The 18,150-nt window shown below is 47.2% G+C and carries 20 protein-coding genes; 9 read left to right on the forward strand and 11 right to left on the reverse strand.

Annotated features, from left to right (window positions below):
• Positions 1–100: 100 nt before the first annotated feature.
• Positions 101–3,169 carry a DEAD/DEAH box helicase gene (locus HY58_RS07115; protein WP_082022085.1) on the reverse strand — a complete coding sequence of 1,023 codons (3,069 nt, stop codon included), beginning with the start codon at positions 3,167–3,169 and terminating at the stop codon, positions 101–103.
• Here HY58_RS07115 and HY58_RS07120 point away from each other — a divergent pair.
• Both HY58_RS07120 and HY58_RS07125 read left to right on the forward strand, forming a co-directional pair.
• Positions 3,159–4,079, forward strand: coding sequence for a pirin family protein (locus HY58_RS07120; protein WP_039129982.1), 921 nt, complete (start codon positions 3,159–3,161; stop codon positions 4,077–4,079). The two genes, HY58_RS07115 and HY58_RS07120, sit on opposite strands and share 11 nt — an antisense overlap.
• Before the next feature lie 81 nt (positions 4,080–4,160).
• Positions 4,161–5,426 (forward strand): pyridoxal phosphate-dependent aminotransferase, encoded by a 1,266-nt coding sequence (locus HY58_RS07125; protein WP_039129985.1) that lies wholly within the window; start codon positions 4,161–4,163, stop codon positions 5,424–5,426.
• Positions 5,427–5,444: 18 nt separating this feature from the next.
• Here HY58_RS07125 and HY58_RS07130 read toward each other — a convergent pair whose 3' ends face one another.
• Positions 5,445–6,626, reverse strand: coding sequence for an NADP-dependent malic enzyme (locus tag HY58_RS07130; protein ID WP_039129988.1), 1,182 nt, complete (start codon positions 6,624–6,626; stop codon positions 5,445–5,447).
• 170 nt (positions 6,627–6,796) lie between these two features.
• A complete protein-coding gene (locus HY58_RS07135; protein ID WP_156123607.1) occupies positions 6,797–7,042 on the reverse strand; it encodes a hypothetical protein in 246 nt (81 codons plus the stop codon).
• A gap of 192 nt (positions 7,043–7,234) precedes the next feature.
• Here HY58_RS07135 and HY58_RS07140 point away from each other — a divergent pair, with 192 nt between their 5' ends.
• Positions 7,235–8,275, forward strand: a complete 1,041-nt coding sequence (locus HY58_RS07140) for a glycosyltransferase (protein WP_052323920.1) — start codon at positions 7,235–7,237, stop codon at positions 8,273–8,275.
• A gap of 13 nt (positions 8,276–8,288) precedes the next feature.
• Complete coding sequence (locus HY58_RS07145; RefSeq protein ID WP_039129992.1) at positions 8,289–9,206, forward strand: DMT family transporter; 918 nt, start codon at positions 8,289–8,291, stop codon at positions 9,204–9,206.
• Here HY58_RS07145 and HY58_RS07150 read toward each other — a convergent pair.
• Together HY58_RS07150 and HY58_RS07155 are read right to left on the reverse strand one after the other, a co-directional pair.
• The gene (locus tag HY58_RS07150) at positions 9,187–9,684 is read right to left on the reverse strand and encodes a histidine phosphatase family protein (RefSeq protein WP_039129995.1); all 498 of its coding nucleotides are present in this window, start codon (positions 9,682–9,684) and stop codon (positions 9,187–9,189) included. The two genes, HY58_RS07145 and HY58_RS07150, sit on opposite strands and share 20 nt — an antisense overlap.
• Positions 9,685–9,839: 155 nt before the next feature.
• Positions 9,840–11,687, reverse strand: a complete 1,848-nt coding sequence (locus HY58_RS07155; RefSeq protein ID WP_039129997.1) for an amidophosphoribosyltransferase — start codon at positions 11,685–11,687, stop codon at positions 9,840–9,842.
• A 92-nt stretch (positions 11,688–11,779) separates the two neighbouring features.
• On the opposite strand from HY58_RS07155, the gene HY58_RS07160 reads away from it, so the two are divergent.
• Positions 11,780–12,883, forward strand: a complete 1,104-nt coding sequence (locus tag HY58_RS07160) for a hypothetical protein (protein WP_039129998.1) — start codon at positions 11,780–11,782, stop codon at positions 12,881–12,883.
• Between the two features lie 48 nt (positions 12,884–12,931).
• Here the strand turns inward: HY58_RS07160 and HY58_RS07165 are convergent, their stop codons facing one another.
• Positions 12,932–13,399: a hypothetical protein gene (locus tag HY58_RS07165; protein ID WP_156123608.1), complete on the reverse strand. Its 468-nt coding sequence runs from the start codon at positions 13,397–13,399 to the stop codon at positions 12,932–12,934.
• A 128-nt stretch (positions 13,400–13,527) separates the two neighbouring features.
• On the opposite strand from HY58_RS07165, the gene HY58_RS07170 reads away from it, so the two are divergent.
• Positions 13,528–13,869, forward strand: coding sequence for a DUF3127 domain-containing protein (locus HY58_RS07170; protein WP_039130002.1), 342 nt, complete (start codon positions 13,528–13,530; stop codon positions 13,867–13,869).
• An 11-nt stretch (positions 13,870–13,880) separates the two neighbouring features.
• Here the strand turns inward: HY58_RS07170 and HY58_RS07175 are convergent, their stop codons facing one another.
• Positions 13,881–14,213, reverse strand: a complete 333-nt coding sequence (locus tag HY58_RS07175) for a hypothetical protein (protein WP_039130003.1) — start codon at positions 14,211–14,213, stop codon at positions 13,881–13,883.
• Positions 14,214–14,309: 96 nt separating this feature from the next.
• On the opposite strand from HY58_RS07175, the gene HY58_RS07180 reads away from it, so the two are divergent.
• On the forward strand, positions 14,310–15,023 hold the full coding sequence (locus HY58_RS07180) for a hypothetical protein (RefSeq protein ID WP_052323921.1): 714 nt from the start codon (positions 14,310–14,312) through the stop codon (positions 15,021–15,023).
• 88 nt (positions 15,024–15,111) lie between these two features.
• On the opposite strand, the gene HY58_RS07185 is transcribed toward HY58_RS07180, so the two are convergent.
• Together HY58_RS07185 and HY58_RS07190 are read right to left on the reverse strand one after the other, a co-directional pair.
• Complete coding sequence (locus HY58_RS07185; protein ID WP_039130004.1) at positions 15,112–15,678, reverse strand: hypothetical protein; 567 nt, start codon at positions 15,676–15,678, stop codon at positions 15,112–15,114.
• Positions 15,679–15,688: 10 nt separating this feature from the next.
• Entirely contained in the window at positions 15,689–16,180 is a 492-nt protein-coding gene (locus HY58_RS07190) for a hypothetical protein (protein WP_039130006.1), read from the reverse strand.
• 190 nt (positions 16,181–16,370) lie between these two features.
• Between HY58_RS07190 and HY58_RS07195 the strand changes: the two genes are divergently transcribed.
• A complete protein-coding gene (locus HY58_RS07195; RefSeq protein WP_039130008.1) occupies positions 16,371–16,829 on the forward strand; it encodes a PA2169 family four-helix-bundle protein in 459 nt (152 codons plus the stop codon).
• 18 nt (positions 16,830–16,847) lie between these two features.
• Entirely contained in the window at positions 16,848–17,189 is a 342-nt protein-coding gene (locus HY58_RS07200) for a hypothetical protein (RefSeq protein ID WP_052323922.1), read from the forward strand.
• A 53-nt stretch (positions 17,190–17,242) separates the two neighbouring features.
• On the opposite strand, the gene HY58_RS07205 is transcribed toward HY58_RS07200, so the two are convergent.
• Together HY58_RS07205 and HY58_RS19440 are read right to left on the reverse strand one after the other, a co-directional pair.
• Positions 17,243–17,767 carry a lipocalin family protein gene (locus HY58_RS07205; RefSeq protein ID WP_052323923.1) on the reverse strand — a complete coding sequence of 175 codons (525 nt, stop codon included), beginning with the start codon at positions 17,765–17,767 and terminating at the stop codon, positions 17,243–17,245.
• Positions 17,768–17,839: 72 nt separating this feature from the next.
• A complete protein-coding gene (locus HY58_RS19440) occupies positions 17,840–17,989 on the reverse strand; it encodes a lmo0937 family membrane protein (RefSeq protein WP_156123609.1) in 150 nt (49 codons plus the stop codon).
• Positions 17,990–18,150: the final 161 nt, after the last annotated feature.

Here is an 18,150-nt window from a genome sequence, read left to right on the forward strand (position 1 = left end):
ACACGGGGAAGTGATAGTGAGGTAAGAAGTAAGAGGTGGAGACAGGTAAGAGTTAAGAGGTAAGATTTGGAGGGAAGATTTAAGAAGTAAGAGGTAAGATTTAGGAGAAGAGGTAGGCGAGATCTTCTTCGGTTAGTTGTTTGATGAAACCTTCTTCTTCTGTAACGAGTGCATTTGACAAGCTGCGTTTGCGTTGCTGGAGGGCCACGATCTTTTCTTCGATGCTGTCTTTACAGATCATCTGGTAGGCGAATACATTTTTTGTTTGCCCTATCCGGTATGCACGGTCAACGGCCTGCTGCTCCACTGCGGTGTTCCACCAGGGGTCCACGAGGAAAACATAATCGGCCGCCGTAAGTGTGAGTCCGGTATTGCCGGCTTTGAGGCTGATCAGGAAAATATTGACCTCATTGCCTTCTTCCTGGAATTGGGCTACGAGATCACTGCGTTTTGCCGGCGGCGTGTCTCCATCAAAATGATAATATGAAAGGCCGGCTTTGCGGCAGGCATCACCAATAAGGTGGAGCATCCCTTTGAACTGGGAAAACACCAGCACTTTATTTGACCGGAGATTAGACTGCAGTTCATCGATCAGCAGATCCAGTTTCACCGAGCTTAATTGTGAACTACCTGGCTCATCCTTGAGCAGGTGTGGGGATGCGCATATCTGCCGAAGTTTTTGCATACCCTGAAGGATCGACAACTTGCTTTTACCAAGCCCTTCAGATTTGATATTCAGGAATATGCTATCGCGTATCTGTGAACATGTTTCTTCATATAAAGCTTTCTGGTCGGGCCCCATGGTACACCATAGAACTGATTCTGTTTTGGGAGGCAGATCAGTTGCCACCTGCTGTTTGGTGCGGCGTAGAATAAATGGTGCGGTGATCTGCTGCAGGGCCCTGATCTTTTCTTCGTCGTGGTCTCTGTCGATAGGATGCGCATATTCCTTCCGGAAGAAATCCTGTGCGCCAAAAAGTGTGGGCACCAGGAAATGCAACTGTGCATAGAGATCGAAGGTGTTGTTCATCACCGGTGTACCGCTCAGTGCAATGCGGGCGGCAGCAGGTAGCTGGTAAACAGCTCGTGTAACCTGCGCCGTTGGGTTCTTGATGGTATGGCTTTCATCCAGAACCACGGTATCCCACTGGATGGCAGAAAAACGTTCACTGTCGGACCTAAGCGTGCCATAGGAAGTGATCATGACCTTTGCGCCGCTTTCAAAAAACACATCGAGGCTGCGGCTGCCCCCATGGTATATGTAGGAACTTAATTCAGGGGCAAATTTTTCTAGCTCGAGGCGCCAGTTGTGAAGCAGGGTTGCGGGACAAACGATGAGTGAAACCGTTCCGGGCTTGGCGGGCGGGTTCAAGGCTGCGCGCCAGGCCAAGAAGCAGATTGTCTGCAGTGTTTTTCCCAGTCCCATATCATCGGCCAGGCAGGCGCCGGCGCCGATCTCCGAGAGCAGGCAGATCCATTCAAATCCCTTCTGCTGGTAAGGCCGTAAGGATGCCCGGATAATTGCCGGCAGCGTGTACACATTATCGTTGGACTGCTGCCATTGCCGCCATTTCTTCCACCAGGCTTCAGGAATTGCTTTCTGCGCCAGGTTCGAGTTGTTGTCATCAACAGCATCATTAAGGGGGTTGCCAATTCCCAACACGATCCATTGCGGCACCACCAGTTCATTGCGGTTTATCTTTCCATGTTTGATAATGGTGCTGTATCGTTTCATCCATTCGTCGTCGAGAACGCCAATAGAATGGTCCTTCAGGAGCAGGCTCTTAACGCCCGACAGAAGTAGCTTCTGGAGTTCAGCCAGCGGAACTTCTTCCTTTCCAAACCTGACCTTCATTTCAAGATGAAGGGTTGTTCCAACAGTACTGCTTATGCGAATATCCGTTTCTACTGCAAAAGGGGAATAGCGGAAGTGGCGGAGCAGTTCCATTCCCAATAAGGTCACGTCCTCTTCGAGGAGTTTATGATAGACTTTGAGGAACCAATGTTTTTTCTTTGCCTCGGCGAAGGGCAGGTTAAAAACACCGTTGAGCTGTCGACTGAAATTAGGATGCAGGGCCTGGATGCTATCGTGGAATGCCTGTTCTTTTTCGCGGTTCCGCATCACCACATATACATCACCGCTACGGGTGAATTCTTCACTGTGCTGCCATGGACCCTCCACCCAGAAACCTTCATAGTTCCAGCGGGGCGTAAGCATGAGGAAGCTGCCGCTGATCTCGCTGAGGTAGATCGCGTTGACTGGTGCCGTCTCTACAAGGTGTTTGTTGAGAAGCGATCCCATCTCAATGCTATAGTCGGACTGTAATCTTTTCAAGACATGTTCGGAAAAGGAGGCCGTATCTTCTGCATATAGGGATGGGTCATTGGCAGCAAGCCATTGCAGGGTCTGGTAATCCTGCATGGAAAGGAGATAGTATGTTTTCTCTTTAAGGATGAAAAAATATTCGCGTGAAAAATCTTCGAGGCTAAGTGTTTCTTCGCCGATCGTAATTATGGTGTGCAGCGAAAGGCGGTCATCGCTATCACGGTCAACCCTAAACGAAAGCTGTGGTTTCAGGGTAGATAAAGAACAGGAAACGATTAGTGGGTTGCCAGTATCGGGATTGATGATCTGGTGATAATATTTAAGTGGCTCCGCTGATGAAAGCAGCACCGAAAAAAGCTGGTGAACATGCCTGATAAAGGTTCGTTCAATATAGGCTGTCAGCGACATGCCTGCTTTTTGCCGGGCATGGGTACGTGTATACTCCTGGATGGTTTGTTTCAGGGATTCATCACCGAGGGCAATTAGTGCATCGCGGAGGGCTGAGGGTAAGGCCGTAAAATGCTTTTGTACTACCTGTTTATCAAGGCCTTCTTTGGCATAATCGGACCCGCGAACAGTGCGTGTAATATGGAAAGCTTCCAGGGGCGACCATCGGTTCCGCAGCCGTTGGGGCTTCAGGAATAGTGCTGTTCTGGTATCCGGTTTTGACATAAGGAACGCGAAGGTAAGGGATGTGGAGAGATGGAGGGAGGTGGAGAGATGGAGAGATGGAGGGATGGAGGGGAAGTGGAGAGATGGAGGGGTGGAGAGATGGAGTGGAGGGATGGAGGAATGGAGAGAACCAAGTTGTGGGGGGAATTGTTTAAGGTTTATGAGAAGCATTAAACAGATCCATCGGGCGGTTACATCGCCTATTGGTGACCTGATAACTTTCCGGGCGCTGCCAACAGCCGCCGTCGATTACCTCGATCCATTTTTATTCCTCAATCATCATGGTCCGCAGGTGTATAAGCCCAATAACCGCGGACTACCATTCGGTCCGCATCCGCACCGGGGCATGGAAACAGTAACGTTCATACTAGACGGTGATATCACCCATTATGATAGCGGGGGGCATGAGAGTGTTATCAATGCTGGCGGGGTGCAGTGGATGACGGCGGGAAGGGGACTGATCCATGCAGAGGTATCATCCCGCGATTTCAAGCGCGATGGCGGTCCGCTGGAGATTCTGCAGCTCTGGGTTAATCTTCCCGCGAAGCGGAAAATGACCAGTCCATGGTATGAAGGCAAACAAAAGGAGGAGATCCCCGAAGAGTTATATGATAATGGAAAGGTGAGGATCCAGCTTGTGAGCGGACCGGTATTGGAACCTGAAACCTCCATGCCGGCACTCAAGGAAAATGTGGAGGTTCCGCTTCAGCCAGCCTTTGCCTCGCCCGGGGGTATCACCCTCCAAACATGGTGGATGAAGCCGGGCGGGAAGCTGGAGCTGGATGTTCCCGAAACGCATACTATATTCTTTTATGTAGTTCGTGGTGGGGTGAATGTGAATGGAGCCGAAGCGAGTGCCCGCCACCTGGTTGAATTCAATTACGGGGGGAGGGACCTGGTGGTTAGCAATCCTGATGGGGAAACCGAGGCAGTTGTAATATTTGGTCACGCTGAGCCGCTGCATGAACCGGTTGTTTCGCAGGGTCCTTTTGTAATGAATACCGACGAGGAGATCAGGCAGGCATATCTTGATTACCAGGCCGGAGCCTTTGGCGATGTACCGCTTATTGATTCAGACTAACAGTTGTTTGTAAAATCTGGGTGGCGGCATATTTCTTCCGTTTTCTGTTCCTACCTTCGCAGCGCATAAAAAACGCCTGCAATGAAACTTAGTTACCTGTCGGAGACCCTGATCGGCTCCGAGATCGTGAAGCTTGGTGGTGAGATCCGTGAGAAGATCCGCCTCGGAGAGAAGATCTTCAATTTTACCGTGGGAGATTTTGACCCGCAGGTTTTTCCTATTCCCAAGGCCCTGGAAGACGAGATCGTGGAAGCATACCGTGCTCATCTCACCAACTACCCTGCCGCCGAAGGCAACCTCGACCTGAGGGAGGCCATCGCCCAATTCACAAAAGAAAGAGAGGGACTTGATTATACGCCGGCAGAATACTTGGTGGCAGCGGGTGGAAGGCCGTTGATCTATGCGCTTTTCAGGGCAATCCTCGACCAGGGCGATAAAGTAGTTTATGCGGTTCCATCCTGGAACAACAACCATTATACGCATTTCGTGGGAGCTGAGCATGTGGTGGTGGAAGCCGGACCTGAAAATAATTTTATGCCTACGGCCGAATCTCTGGCGCCGCTCCTTAAGGGTGCCAGCCTGCTGGCGCTCTGCTCGCCACAGAACCCTACAGGAACCGTTTTCAGCAAAGAAGAACTGGAAAAGATCTGTGACCTGGTGCTGGCAGAAAATGCTTCCCGCAAGCCCGAAGAGAAAAAACTTTATGTGATGTATGACCAGATGTACTGGCATCTCACTTATGGCGATATCCAACATTATAATCCAGTAGGTCTGCGCCCTCAAATGCGCGACTATACCATCTATATCGATGCCATTTCAAAGGTGTTCGCCGCAACGGGAGTAAGGGTGGGATGGAGTTTCGGTCCCGCTACCGTCATCTCTATAATGAAGGCTATCCTGACCCATGTGGGTGCCTGGGCACCGATGGCGGAGCAAAAAGCCATGGCGAAATTCCTGGGAAGGTCTGCCGAGATCGACCAGTATCTTTCTCATTTCAAGGGGGAAGTGGAAGAGCGCCTGAGAAGGATCTTCGATGGATTGCAGGCACTGAAGGCGGAGGGTTTTGGCGTTGATGCCATCACTCCGCAGGCGGCGATCTATCTCACAATAAAGGTAGACCTGGTGGGAAAGACCACGGCAACGGGCAAGCTGCTTGAGAAGCAAGCTGATGTATCCGATTACCTGCTGAATGAAGCCAAGCTGGCGGTGGTACCCTTTTATGCTTTCGGTGCTGCCAAGACCTCCCCATGGTACCGCCTCAGTGTAGGCACCTGCCGCAAGGAAGAGATCGACGGCATGCTGGGATTGCTGAAGGATGCGTTAAGTAAACTGGCCTTACCCGTCTGACGTCTGTCCTGACAGACGTCAGACGGGTAAGGGGGTGGCGGCTTTGACGGCCTCGGCTACCCTTGCGGCCACGGAGGGATCGAGGGGGGAAGGGATGATGGCGTCGTGCATCGGGTCTTCCACGCAGGAGGCGATAGCATGCGCCGCAGCCAGTTTCATCGCCATAGTGATTCGCGAGGCGCCGGCATCGAGGGCGCCGCGGAATATTCCGGGGAAACAAAGCACATTATTCACCTGGTTGGGAAAATCGCTGCGGCCGGTTGCAACAACAGCGGCGCCACCCTGGAAGGCTTCTTCGGGGAAGATCTCGGGAGTAGGATTAGCCAGCGCGAAGATGATAGGATCCTTCGCCATGATCCTGATATCATCGGCATGCAGGAGTCCGGGTTTACTCACACCAATAAATACATCAGCTTTCTGCAACGCATCGTGGAGGCCGCCTTTGAGGTTGCCCAGATTGAAAAACTGCAGAAGGGCCATTTTTTCTTTATTCAGATCGGGCCTTGACCGATGGATGATTCCTTTGCTATCACAAATGATAACATCCCTTACCGGCGAGCAATCTTCACCGGCACCCGAACCAATACATTTGAGCATTTTGCCGATGGCAGTACCTGCCGCTCCTGCCCCATTGATGACTACACGAAGATCTTCGAATTTCTTACCGATATGCTTAGCCGCATTTATCAATCCCGCCAGAACAACAATGGCCGTTCCATGTTGGTCGTCATGAAAAACAGGAATGCCCAGGTCCTGCAGACTTTCTTCGATCTCAAAGCATCGGGGAGCTGAAATATCTTCGAGGTTGATGGCACCAAACACGGGTGCGATATTGCGGATGGTACGAATGATCTCTTCTGTATCCTGGGTATTGAGGCAGATGGGAAAAGCATTGATGCCGGCGAATTTTTTAAAGAGCATTGCTTTCCCTTCCATAACAGGAATGGCGGCCAGGGGGCCTATATTTCCTAATCCAAGTACAGCCGAACCATCGCTGATAACGGCTACCATATTGCCTTTCAGCGTATAGGTATAAACGTCAGAAGGATTACGCGCAATAGCAAGACAGGGTTGTGCCACACCCGGCGAGTAGGCCATCGAAAGCTGGTCGATGGTTTCAATTTCCATCTTGTTTGTGATAGCGATCTTGCCTTTTAGTTGTTGGTGCAGTTGGAGGGATGCTTCAAAATAATCTTTCATGATGAATCATTTTTGAGCCAATGAAGAACGCCTGCCATTGCAAATGTAGTTAAGCAAATGATACTTCACTTAAGCATACCGAAAGTGAAGATGAAGTTTGAGGAAGCGGGATATTGGGCCAATAAAAAAAGGCCGTCGCAGGACGGCCTAAATATTTCACATGCCTGGAATCAATTCTTGTTACATAAAAAAACAAAACCTTTTTCACCCTGGGAGATGGTTTGCATGATGCGTTTGGTATCGCAAAAAACTTTGAGTTTATTACAATCGATCACTTCAAAAACACGTGAAAATGTTGCAGAAGTCTCTACATCCATCAATAAGCCATTCAGGCGGTTCAATTCCCGTTCCATGGCCTCGTTGTCATCGAGAGCATGCTTAACCAAAACAAGCAAATCACGGTTAGGTGTTTTCATTACATCAGATTTAATAACCAACATAACCTTTGTTCATGTTGCAACCGCAGCCTTTACCACCTATCTTGGCTCCGCTGGTGCAGCTTACTGCAACACTACTGATCAGAATAACGAGAACGACGTAAAACAGCGTCTTCTTCATATTTTAGATTTTCAATTTAAACTAATTTCTAAAGAAAATAGTATGTTGTATTGACTCAATTTTCAAATTTCCCTTCAAATATTGCACAAAATACCCGGATCCTGGTTTCCCCACTGGATTGGGGGTTGGGACATGCAACGCGGTGTATACCTTTAATTGATGCCCTCATCAACCGATATAATGCACGAATTACAGTGGCGGCGGAAGGTGCCCAGCGGGCTGTGATCCAGGAAGCTTTTCCTTCTTTACCCTTTCTTTCCATACCCGGATACCAAATAAAATATCACAAAAACCGAGCCGCAACCATAGCCGGATTGGCGCTTTCATTACCCCGCATTGTGCGCACCATTGAGCTGGAGCGGCAATGGCTGACTGACCTGCTGCGTCATGAATCCTTTGACCACATCATCAGTGACAACCGGTATGGGTTATGGCATCCCACTATACCATCCTACCTTCTGACCCATCAGCTACTGGTCAAAACGGCATTCGGGTCCATCGCTGACAGGCTGGTTCAGCGCCGCCTATACAAATGGATCGATCGCTTTACAGAATGCTGGGTGCCCGATTATGAATCAGAGCCATCGCTAGGTGGAAAGCTATCCCACCCCAAAAAGATGCCGGCTATTCCTGTCCGCTACATGGGGCCGCTAAGCCGGCTAAAGCCAGTTATGGCCGATGGAAAAATTGAATTGCTGGCTATACTTTCAGGTCCGGAGCCCCAGCGCAGTCTGCTGGAAAAGAAAATCAGGGAGCAGTGGGAGAAGAACCCGGGTGAGTGTATGGTTATGGTGCAGGGTTTGCCGGGAGGCGAAACAAGGATCAGCCACCAAAACAATCTTACCATCTACAACCATGTAAACGGCGACGCGCTTTCCCAACTGGTAGCCAATGCCTCCATGATAGTTTGCCGGAGTGGGTATAGTTCCATGATGGACCTGCTTCCACTGGGCAAGGATTGTGTGGTGGTACCAACGCCGGGACAAACAGAGCAGGAGTACCTCGTCAGGTTCCTCGCCTCCGCGGAAAGAGTGCGAATGATGTTGCAGAAAGATTTTGACCTGGCCAGTATCCTGCAGCCGGGCAGGTAATATCTTTGCGACCATGACCGCATCAGTTTCGCGAAGCATTCAACCACACATGGCCGTACTGGCCGCCAATATTTTTTTCGCGATCAATTTCATTGCGGTGCCCCATCTCACCAATGGTTTTATTGCTCCTGCAGCTATCAACCTGCTCAGGGTTGGAATCAGTGTATTATTATTCTGGATGCTGCTGTTGTTCAAACCTTCTTTTGCCGGGATAAAGAAAAAGGACCTCCCCCGATTTTTACTCTGTTCCCTCACGGGGGTGGTGATCAACCAGATACTTTTCATTAAGGGGCTTTCGTTAACACTTCCCATCCATGCAGCCCTGCTGGCTTTGGGCACACCGATATTTATAACTTTTGTGGCAGCCTGGCTCGACAAAGAATCGCTCACCTTATTAAAGATCTTAGGTCTGGCGTTGGGTGTTGGCGGGGCGTTGATACTGGTAACGGGTAAAGAGGGAACGGCAGAGGCAAAAGATATAGTGCTGGGAAATATCCTGGTGATCATCAATGCCATTTCCTATGCGTTTTATTTCAGCCTGGTGAAGCCGCTGATGAAAGAATACAGGCCGCTGCATGTACTGCGCTGGATCTTCACACTCGGCTTGCCTTTCATGCTTGCCTTTGGGTGGAGCTCCTTAACAGAAGTGGATTGGAAGCAATTCGGAGAGTTGGAGTGGGCCTCAATAATTATGGTGGTAGTTGCCGCCACCTTCCTGGCTTATCTCTTTAATTTGTACGGAATAAATCAACTGGGGGCAGGTGCTACGGGAGCCTATATTTATACGCAGCCGGTATTCGCCACTATACTTTCTGTATGGCTTATGGGAGAGCAACTGACTGCAACCAAAATTGCAGCAGCGATATTAATATTTGCGGGTGTTTGGCTGGTAGGAAAGAAGCGCCCTGTTCTCAATCCTCGCCCTGCTTAGGCGAATCGAAGAAGAGGAATTTCTTCCTGGCCGCTTCAAAATCGGCCCAGTGTTTTGTATCAATATCCACAGCAAATATGGAGCAGGTGGGCATATTGTCAATACGGGAATCAGTGAGCTGGTTCACAAATTCGGTGATACCGGGATTGTGACCGAACACTGCAATTGAATCATAACGATCATCAACAGCCGATATCACAGCAAAGTATTGACTGGCCGGAGCATGGTATAAAGATTCTTCTAACTGAAGCTCTTCAACCGAGCGGCCATATGCCTTGATAAAATGGGATGCGGTCTGGAGAGCGCGTTTTGCAGTAGAGGTGACAAATGCATCGATGTGGATCTTTTTTTTAAGCAGGCGCTGCGCCATTTCCGGCGCATTACGCTGCCCACGATCATTCAAAGGACGATTAAAATCAGAGAGTGATAAGTCACCCCAACTACTTTTGGCATGGCGCACTACGTAAAGTGTTTTCATAATCAAAAGTAGCTGGGTTTTGTGACTGGGACAAGCCCTGGCTGGTCATAGGTTGGATAATAAAAACGGTTGGTCGCATTTTAGCAACAAAAACATTGCCAGAGTCATGGTAAGTTCAATAATAAAGAGCAATCTTGTCTAAACGTTGACGTAAATCAATATCCCCTCTCGTTTTTGCCTTCCATATAATTAAGAAATGCCTTATTAACCACCCTGTTTCCTCCTGGGGTGGGATAATTACCCGTGAAATACCAGTCGCCCGTGTTGGTGGGGCAGGCTGCATGAAGGCTTTCAATTGTCTGGAATATCACTTCTACCGGGAACCCGATCTCCGGCGGGGTGATCAGTTGGGCAACTTTGGCAGCGATCTCTTCTGCACTGAAGGGGTGGTATATCTCCTTCACGATATTCTTAGTGTGGAGTTCGCCGGTACGTGCCAGCTCGCGGGCTTCATCATGGAGCTGTGTCAGTAATCCCTCCATTCCCCTGTCTTTGAGCAGTGCGATGGCAGCGCGGAAGGCAATAAAATCACCCAGCTTACTCATATCAATGCCGTAACAGTCGGGGTACCGGATTTGTGGCGAAGAAGAAACCACGATGATTTTTTTAGGTTTCAGCCTTGCCAGCATCCTGACAATACTCTCTTTAAGAGTAGTACCCCTTACAATAGAGTCATCAATTACAACAAGGGTATCTTCATTAGGTCGCACTGTTCCATAGGTGATATCATACACGTGCTGCACCATTTCATTCCTGTTAGAATCTTCGGTGATGAACGTGCGCATTTTCACATCCTTGATGGCGATCTTTTCCATCCGGATCTTACGGTTGATCATCTCCGTGAGCTTGTCCTCGTCAAAGTCTTTATCCCACGACATGATTCGCTGCACTTTGATCTTGTTGAGATAGTGCTCCATTCCTTTCACCATACCATAGAACGCAACTTCGGCGGTATTGGGGATGAAGGAGAAGATGGTATTCTTGAGGTCGTGGTCGATGGCGTGAAGTACTTTATCGCTGAGGTTATAGCCGAGCTGGCTGCGTTCGCGGTAGATCTTTTCGTCGTTACCGCGGGAGAAATAAATACGTTCAAAGCTACAGGCCTTGCGTTCTTTAGGTTCGAGGATTTGATCTATGGAATAGCTTCCGTCTGACTTCACGATCAATGCCTGTCCGGGCATCAGTTCTTTCACTTCATTCTCGGCAACATTGAAAGTGGTCCGGATGGCTGCGCGTTCGGAGGCGGCAACGATGAGGTCGTCAGAAATATAATAATAAGAGGGTCTGATACCGTGTGCATCACGCATAACGAAACTGTCGCCATTGCCTACCAGTCCGCCGATATGGTAGCCACCATCAAATAATTTTGTGGCTTTTTTGAGGACGGTGCTGATATCGGGGTTGCCTGGAGTTTGTTCATCTTCCTGTACCAGGAAGTGGTGAACCACTTCCATCATGGCGGCCAGGTCGCTCTGTTTCTGGAATACGCCCGGGTCGATGTTTACCAATCCAAAAAGTTCTTCTGTATTAACCAGGTTGAAGTTACCGGCGAGGGCCAGGTTTCTGCTCTGGATGGTATGACGCTTAATAAAGGGGTGGCAGAATTCCACATTGTTCTTTCCCTGCGTTCCGTAACGTAGATGGCCCAGCATCAGTTCGCCCAGGAAGCGGACATGGCCTTTGAGGAGGCCGGGATGCTTGCGAATATCGGGTTGGTATTTTTCGAGGTCGGCCACTTCTTCGCCTATCTGACGGAAGAGGTCGGCGATAGCCTGTGTGGCGCTGCTGCGGAGGCGATGAAGAAATGGATAGCCCGGCTCCACATTGAGCTTCACCGCGGCGATACCTGCACCATCCTGACCGCGGTTATGCTGTTTTTCCATCAGCAGGTAGAGCTTGTTAAGGCCATACATCACAGTACCGTGCTGCTGAAGGTAATAAGAGAAGGGCTTTCGCAAACGAATGAAGGCTAATCCGCACTCGTGTTTAATTGCATCGCTCATGGGAAGATTTGAGGCCGCAAAGTTAGGGAAATTTAAGGGAGGGGCAGGGCATCTTATGCTTTTGTTGTACCTTACTTTAACAACCCTTTACCTTGCGGCGCAACCTTTTGACGGCAACCCTGGCTGTTTTCGCGGCAGTATTTTTCATGCTGCCAGTGTATGCTGCTGCCGGTCAGCAAAAGGATAGTCTACCGAAACAATTATTCCGCTCAGATTCTATACTTGACCTCGTTATTACCGGCGATATTGATGCCATTTGGCGCGACCGTGGCGAGGAGCCAGCCTATCATAAGATCATGTTGAAATATGCGATTCCGGGACAGCCGCCAGCAAGTTTTCCAGCCCGGGTAAGGGTTCGGGGGCATTTCAGAAAATTGAAGAATATCTGTTATAATCCTCCGTTACTGCTGAATATTGACAAGGATACCAAGACCCGGGGTACATTGATGGCGGGACAGAACAAACTGAAGCTGGTAATAACCTGTACCAGTGAGGAACTGATTCTGCGCGAATACCTATTATACCGGGTTTATAATCTGCTGACTCCTTTCAGCCTTAGGGCGCGGCTGGTTAAGGTAACATTAAGGGGGCCGGACGATAAAATCAAATTCCTGAAACCGGCTAATCCGCTTACGGGGTTCCTACTGGAGCCTGCCGAGCAAGCCGCCAATCGAAATGGGCTAAAGCTTGTGGAGCAGAATGGGTTATCCCCCCAATTCCTGATGCCATCCGATTTTAACCTGATGGCCGTTTTTCAGTATTTCGCTTCCAATACCGATTGGGGAGTGCAGCATCGGCATAATATAGAACTTGTAAGTGCGGCACCCACTCTCTCCCCTATTCCGATTGCCTATGATTTTGATCATAGCGGCATGGTGGATGCCCCATATGCAGAACCCCCCGAACTGCTGAATTTGAGTTCTGTGAAGGTCAGAATTTATCGGGGTACCTGTCTCCCATCATTAGAGCCATTAGAACCTGTATTTGAACTCTTCCGGAACAGGCGAAAAGAGATCGAAGCACTGTACCTGGATTTTCCCGGCTTGTCGGCTGGTTACCGAAAATTCGCACTCCGGTTTATTGATCAATTCTTTAATGTAATAGATAATCCCAAAAGGGCAGAAATGGCTTTTCTTTACCCATGCAGTGTAGAAGGAAGTGGAAATGTTATCATTAAGGGTTTACGCAAAGATTGATTGATAGTACCTGCAATACAGGAAGGGTTTTGAGGTTACCGGGCAAACTCAGGTGCGGGATAAAATCAGGTAAAGGCTGATTACAGAGAGGAAAAAACTAATAATAGAAAAGGCAAAGCTCCACCAATAGGTGATAATACGGTATTTGGTAAAGCGCAGCCTGGCTATGCGAAGGTCTTCTTTGAGATCGTGGCCGTTTTCAACATCGTGCTCTTGGATACCATCGTGGAGGTGATGGTGATGTTCCTTTAATTTATGTTCATTGTCTTTCAGAAAGGCCGGGTATCCCCCCATCAGGGTCCAGTATCTGCCGAAATTAGAAATGGCAAGGATGGTTCTTTGTTCATCGGTGAAGTGTGCAAGTTTTTCGGTGACGAGTTGGTCGCCGAAAGATTTTGCTGATTTAAAGAGCTCAGTATCATCGGGCCATTTGCCTGCTATATAATCGTATAAGGAAATACTTCCTTTTTCGTAGGTTGCATCCAGCAATTGCTGTAATAACAATTCTCGGTTCATGGTGCAGGTTCTTCCTTTGAATTTACAACAATTACGCTGATGCAGGGCATGAGTAATTTTATTCGTCAGATGGAATTCTATGGCGGGGTTATCATGGAACTTTTCCTTTTCTTTGCCCAAAAATTAAGATGGATCTCAACGGAAAAATAATACAGCTACTCGCAACACAAACAGGGCAGGGGAAAAATGGTCCCTGGAAGAAGCAGGAATTTATTCTTGAAACAGGAGATACATATCCTAAAAAAGTATGTATTGCTGTATGGGGTGATAAGATCGATATGAGCCAGTTTCGCATAGGCGACCCCGTTCAGGTATCCTTTGATGTTGAAAGCCGAGAATACAATGGGAAATGGTATACGGATGTAAAAGCATGGAAAGTTGTTGGACAGGGAAATTCGGAAAACAATGCGGCACCACCGCCATTGACCGGCACCATTGACCCAATGCCGGATGATGATCTTCCATTTTGATCAGCAGGCCTTTAAACCTTAACCGTAGTGGTTATTTTATCAGGAAGTTCATTCTCTTTGGAGGCCAGCAGAATCACCTGCTGACTAATATGTTCCATAGCCTCATTTGTAGCCAATTCATATTGATCAGCACGCGCATGGGTGAAAAGATTTTCGCCATATGCGCTTGCTCTGATCTCACAAACTTTATTATCGGGAGGGGTAATCAGGTTGTCTTCTCTCCACACACACTCCATGCGGGCAATAGATTTAAACTTGTGGGATAAGCGAATCATGGCCTGCTTTGCCTGCTTCACAATCGCTTCCTGCAACCCCTCATGTGGGGTGTGAATTTCTATCGTCATAATTTTTTGATTTGTGGTGCAAAAAATCAATCCCGTTGTCAGTGTTATAAAGTTAGTGTCTTTATATTATTCGTAGATTTAATAAAATTGTTTGTCATGAAACTTTTTACAAAAAGCTTACTGGCATTGGCTTGCATGATATTTATTGTAGCAGTCACAGCAGCGCAGGAAACCGTCGCCCTGAGAGGAGCCTGGAAAGCAGAATTGAATGGTAAAACGCATATACTGCTGATAACCAATAAACATTACACACATACGGAGTATGATCTTGCAGGGAAGAAATTTATACAGTCGAATGGAGGAACCTGGAGTGGGACAAATGACGTTGAGTTAAAATCTGAATTCAATACAACAGATAAAGCAAGTGTAGGTAGCGTTTCAAAAATTAATGTAGGAATTGCTGATGATAAACTTCAACTGACCGGTTCTTCTATGCCTGCTGCATGGCAGCGGATTGATGCAGGAGGAGGAGCTTTAAATGCCACCTGGAGGATCAGTGGAAGAGAGCAGAATGGACAGCTACATGATATTCCGCCTAGTGCGCGCAAGACCATCAAGATTTTGACTGGAACGAGATTTCAGTGGGCGGCAATCAATACTGCAACAGGTGAATTTTTTGGTACCGGAGGTGGAACCTATACATTCAAAGATGGCAGGTATACAGAATCAATAGAATTCTTTTCAAGAGACAGCAGCCGGGTGGGAATGCAGCTTAGTTTTGAAGGAGAGGTAAAAGGTAATGCCTGGCACCACAGAGGTAAAAGTTCAAAGGGAGATCCTATTTATGAAGTTTGGAGTAAGGAGGATTAAAAAATAACAGCCCGGTTCATCCCCGGGCTGTATACGCCTAAGCGCAACCAAACAACCAAACCATATAAACCGACCGTCCTTATGAATTTTATGATTCCTCCCGTTTAGTTCCAACGGAGGAAAATGCGTTTTGAATAGATTGAGCAAGTCCGCTTGCCGGACCTTTCATTTTATTTGTATTATCATCAATTGTATCATCATTGAGAAGATTACCCAGTTGAAGGTCTGCAGGCAATGCCCCTAAGATGTTTTCCCGAATTGATCCGAAAAATAACTGCACCTTATCAGCACTGATATCATCCTTCATTTCACTACGGTAATAGCGAACCGTTTCTGCAGTGAGATCATTCACAATCCTCGCAGCAAAACCGTTTTCAATTTTAGAGAATGAAGCTATTCTTGAAGCAATTTCATCATCGTGGTCAGCAAAAATTCTGGATGGAGTTATAGCTCTGTCTTTAGCCAGGTATTCAGCTCCTTCCTCACTCCTGCTGTATTTATAAAAAGCCGCCAGCACTGCAGGAATTGCAGCCTGCGCGATGAGGTCAAAATTACTATCAACCTTTTCTTTATTCACCGTTTGCGTATTGGGGTCTACATTACTAATAGCAGTTCCCATATACGATTCGAGGTGTTTGATAATATTTGCTGACATGGGCTAGGTTTTAATGCGACAATACAGAGGCTGGATAAACTTTTTCAGCGATGCTTCTACCTGAAGCCCAAACATTGATGTCGTCCATAATCCTTTGAAGGAAATTCCTTCTTGAGCTTCTCCCTGTTTCTGTAACTGTGGCATGCTGGATCCTGAACCGTACTATCAATCCATGGTAACGCAATGCCTGTGCCATACCATAAGATATTTTGGAGCAGGCAGCCCAATCTTCAGGATCAGTGAGAATTACGCCCTTGCCATTTGCTTCCACATAACAATCGCGACCTTTTTCATAGAGGCGGATTCGTGCGGGAAATTCCTGGTCGTAGTTAACTGCCTGTTCAGCATTAACATGAAAGAGAAACCAGCAGCAACCTGTTTCATCCACTTCCAGCAACCGCGCAATACCGTTGGGAAGTTTCCACTCAGAATTACTGAGATTGAAGAAGAGTCCCTGGCGGAAACTATTCATCAGTTGCTGGAGAGTAGTATAGTTGGTCATCGTGATTTATTTTGATGATTGCATAAAAAAAGAATACCAATGTGGGATTGTTTTAATAAGTGCTTTGTATCGTGGAAAATGCGCCTCAAATACGCCCCAACTACAAGTGGCTGTACCGACCATATACACAGTGGAACGGCTTTTTTATAGATATACTGACTACTATTCAATTACTATTAAAATTGTTATTATGGCAAACTTAGCAGAAGTATTAAATGACCTGATCCTCATCAACAATGACAGGGTGGAAGGATATGAAAAAGCAATGACTGAAACAGATGGTATTGATGTGGATCTTAAGGCGATCTTTACAAAGATGGCCAACCAGAGCCGCGATTATGTAAGAGAACTTACCGTTGCTGTATCTCAATTGGGCGAAACACCTGCTGATGGTACTACAGTATCAGGTAAGGTATACCGCGCATGGATGGATGTAAAGAGTGCCTTTAGTACAGAAGAGCGTAAATCTGTTCTGGAACTTTGCGAATTTGGCGAAGATGCCGCACAGAAGGCTTATGAAGAAGCCCTGGCCTCTGATGCTGACATGAGTACAGAAATACGTCAGATGATCACCAGCCAGCAGCAGAATCTACGTACTTCACATGATGTGATCAAGAAGTACCGCGACCTTCATAAGGTTATTTCTTAATCATTAAAGCATAACTAAATGAAAACGGATTCAGCCTCAGTTCCAATGCGTAGTCTTAGCTACTGCATGGAGAAGGCCATAGAAGATGGATATAGCGCAAATTTCCAGGTTGTGGATGGATTACTGCAACATGCAGACAGCGGACAATCATACGAACCAGAGCAGGTACGTATCGTGAACTTCTTTCGTTTTGAGGGAGTAAGTGATCCCGAGGACAATTCCATCCTTTACATCATTGAAACAAATGATGGTCGGAAAGGCACTATATCAGACGCATATGGCACTTACGCCAGTGAGGAATTCGGCGCCTTTTTTACTAAGGTTGAGGATATTCAGAAAAAGACAGCTACAGAAGAGTAGATTGTCACCTTTTAAAAACTAAAAGGCCGTCTTTAAGGAGACGGCCTTTTAGTTTATTTATTTTGCGGGCAGGTTAGTGTGGTTCTTTTAATCCGGGAAGTATCATAACTGAATTTATCTGCCAGGCCTTTAAGCAATTCCTGGTAACCATTTTCAGTGATTGATGGTTCACGTGTGAGTATCTGTAATGATTTTCTGTTGGGTTGGCCGAGCATCACCCATTGATTGGCAGGATCCATTTCAAGAACCCAGAGACGGGTTCCGAAAAGTCCACCCCTAATCCTCAGTTTACTGTTATTAGATCCGCGTACGGGTCGGGCAGTACGATCACGCTTTTCCACTTCACCATCATCTTTGGCAACGCAGGTATTTGTCATCAAAAGTTCACCGCTTCTATATGTATATTCTGCAGTGGTGCAACTACAGTCCTTTTTGCCAATTTTAGGAATGCTTGCCAGTTCATACCATTTGCCTTCTAAACGATGAAGAGATATGCTATCTGCCACGGGTAGTTTTCCCTGGGCATGCAGCTCGGTTCCGGCAGTAAGAATACCAGCCATCATCAATATTGCTTTCATATATGTTGATTGAGATTAAATAAAAAAAGGCCATAGAATGGCCTTATGCGTGTGATATATGGAGCCGGAGCGCTATGCTCCCCGGCGAATAAGCGTCAGAAGGATTGACACTACAGCCAGTACCAACAAAATATGAATTACACCAGTAGCACTGTAAACAAAGATTCCAAGTAACCATCCAATGATTAGGATGACAGCGATTAGATATAGTATGTTGTTCATAACAAAAAAATTTAGGTGAAAAGATTGTTTATCCTTTCATGAAAAAAACAATGCCCTGCCATAAACTATCGGGGTACTATCGAAAGCGGATCATTATTGGTTATTAGTTTCCCCATAAAGGGGAAATATAATGTGTAAATTATAATGGGATTGGCGGCACA

This window comes from Flavihumibacter sp. ZG627 (assembly GCF_000814325.1).
Taxonomy (GTDB): domain Bacteria; phylum Bacteroidota; class Bacteroidia; order Chitinophagales; family Chitinophagaceae; genus Flavihumibacter.

Bases quoted from the DNA above. Each gene is read 5' to 3' on its own strand.
- HY58_RS07185 (WP_039130004.1), bottom strand. From the start codon at position 15,678: ATGTCAGCAAATATTATCAAACACCTCGAATCGTATATGGGAACTGCT.
- HY58_RS07180 (WP_052323921.1), top strand. From the start codon at position 14,310: ATGAAACTTTTTACAAAAAGCTTACTGGCATTGGCTTGCATGATATTT.
- HY58_RS07135 (WP_156123607.1), bottom strand. From the start codon at position 7,042: ATGAAAACACCTAACCGTGATTTGCTTGTTTTGGTTAAGCATGCTCTC.
- HY58_RS07155 (WP_039129997.1), bottom strand. From the start codon at position 11,687: ATGAGCGATGCAATTAAACACGAGTGCGGATTAGCCTTCATTCGTTTG.
- HY58_RS07205 (WP_052323923.1), bottom strand. From the start codon at position 17,767: ATGAAAGCAATATTGATGATGGCTGGTATTCTTACTGCCGGAACCGAG.
- HY58_RS07195 (WP_039130008.1), top strand. From the start codon at position 16,371: ATGGCAAACTTAGCAGAAGTATTAAATGACCTGATCCTCATCAACAAT.
- HY58_RS07165 (WP_156123608.1), bottom strand. From the start codon at position 13,399: ATGAACCGAGAATTGTTATTACAGCAATTGCTGGATGCAACCTACGAA.
- HY58_RS07125 (WP_039129985.1), top strand. From the start codon at position 4,161: ATGAAACTTAGTTACCTGTCGGAGACCCTGATCGGCTCCGAGATCGTG.
- HY58_RS07200 (WP_052323922.1), top strand. From the start codon at position 16,848: ATGAAAACGGATTCAGCCTCAGTTCCAATGCGTAGTCTTAGCTACTGC.
- HY58_RS07130 (WP_039129988.1), bottom strand. From the start codon at position 6,626: ATGAAAGATTATTTTGAAGCATCCCTCCAACTGCACCAACAACTAAAA.
- HY58_RS07190 (WP_039130006.1), bottom strand. From the start codon at position 16,180: ATGACCAACTATACTACTCTCCAGCAACTGATGAATAGTTTCCGCCAG.
- HY58_RS07120 (WP_039129982.1), top strand. From the start codon at position 3,159: ATGAGAAGCATTAAACAGATCCATCGGGCGGTTACATCGCCTATTGGT.
- HY58_RS07175 (WP_039130003.1), bottom strand. From the start codon at position 14,213: ATGACGATAGAAATTCACACCCCACATGAGGGGTTGCAGGAAGCGATT.
- HY58_RS07145 (WP_039129992.1), top strand. From the start codon at position 8,289: ATGACCGCATCAGTTTCGCGAAGCATTCAACCACACATGGCCGTACTG.
- HY58_RS19440 (WP_156123609.1), bottom strand. From the start codon at position 17,989: ATGAACAACATACTATATCTAATCGCTGTCATCCTAATCATTGGATGG.
- HY58_RS07150 (WP_039129995.1), bottom strand. From the start codon at position 9,684: ATGAAAACACTTTACGTAGTGCGCCATGCCAAAAGTAGTTGGGGTGAC.
- HY58_RS07170 (WP_039130002.1), top strand. From the start codon at position 13,528: ATGGATCTCAACGGAAAAATAATACAGCTACTCGCAACACAAACAGGG.
- HY58_RS07115 (WP_082022085.1), bottom strand. From the start codon at position 3,169: ATGCTTCTCATAAACCTTAAACAATTCCCCCCACAACTTGGTTCTCTC.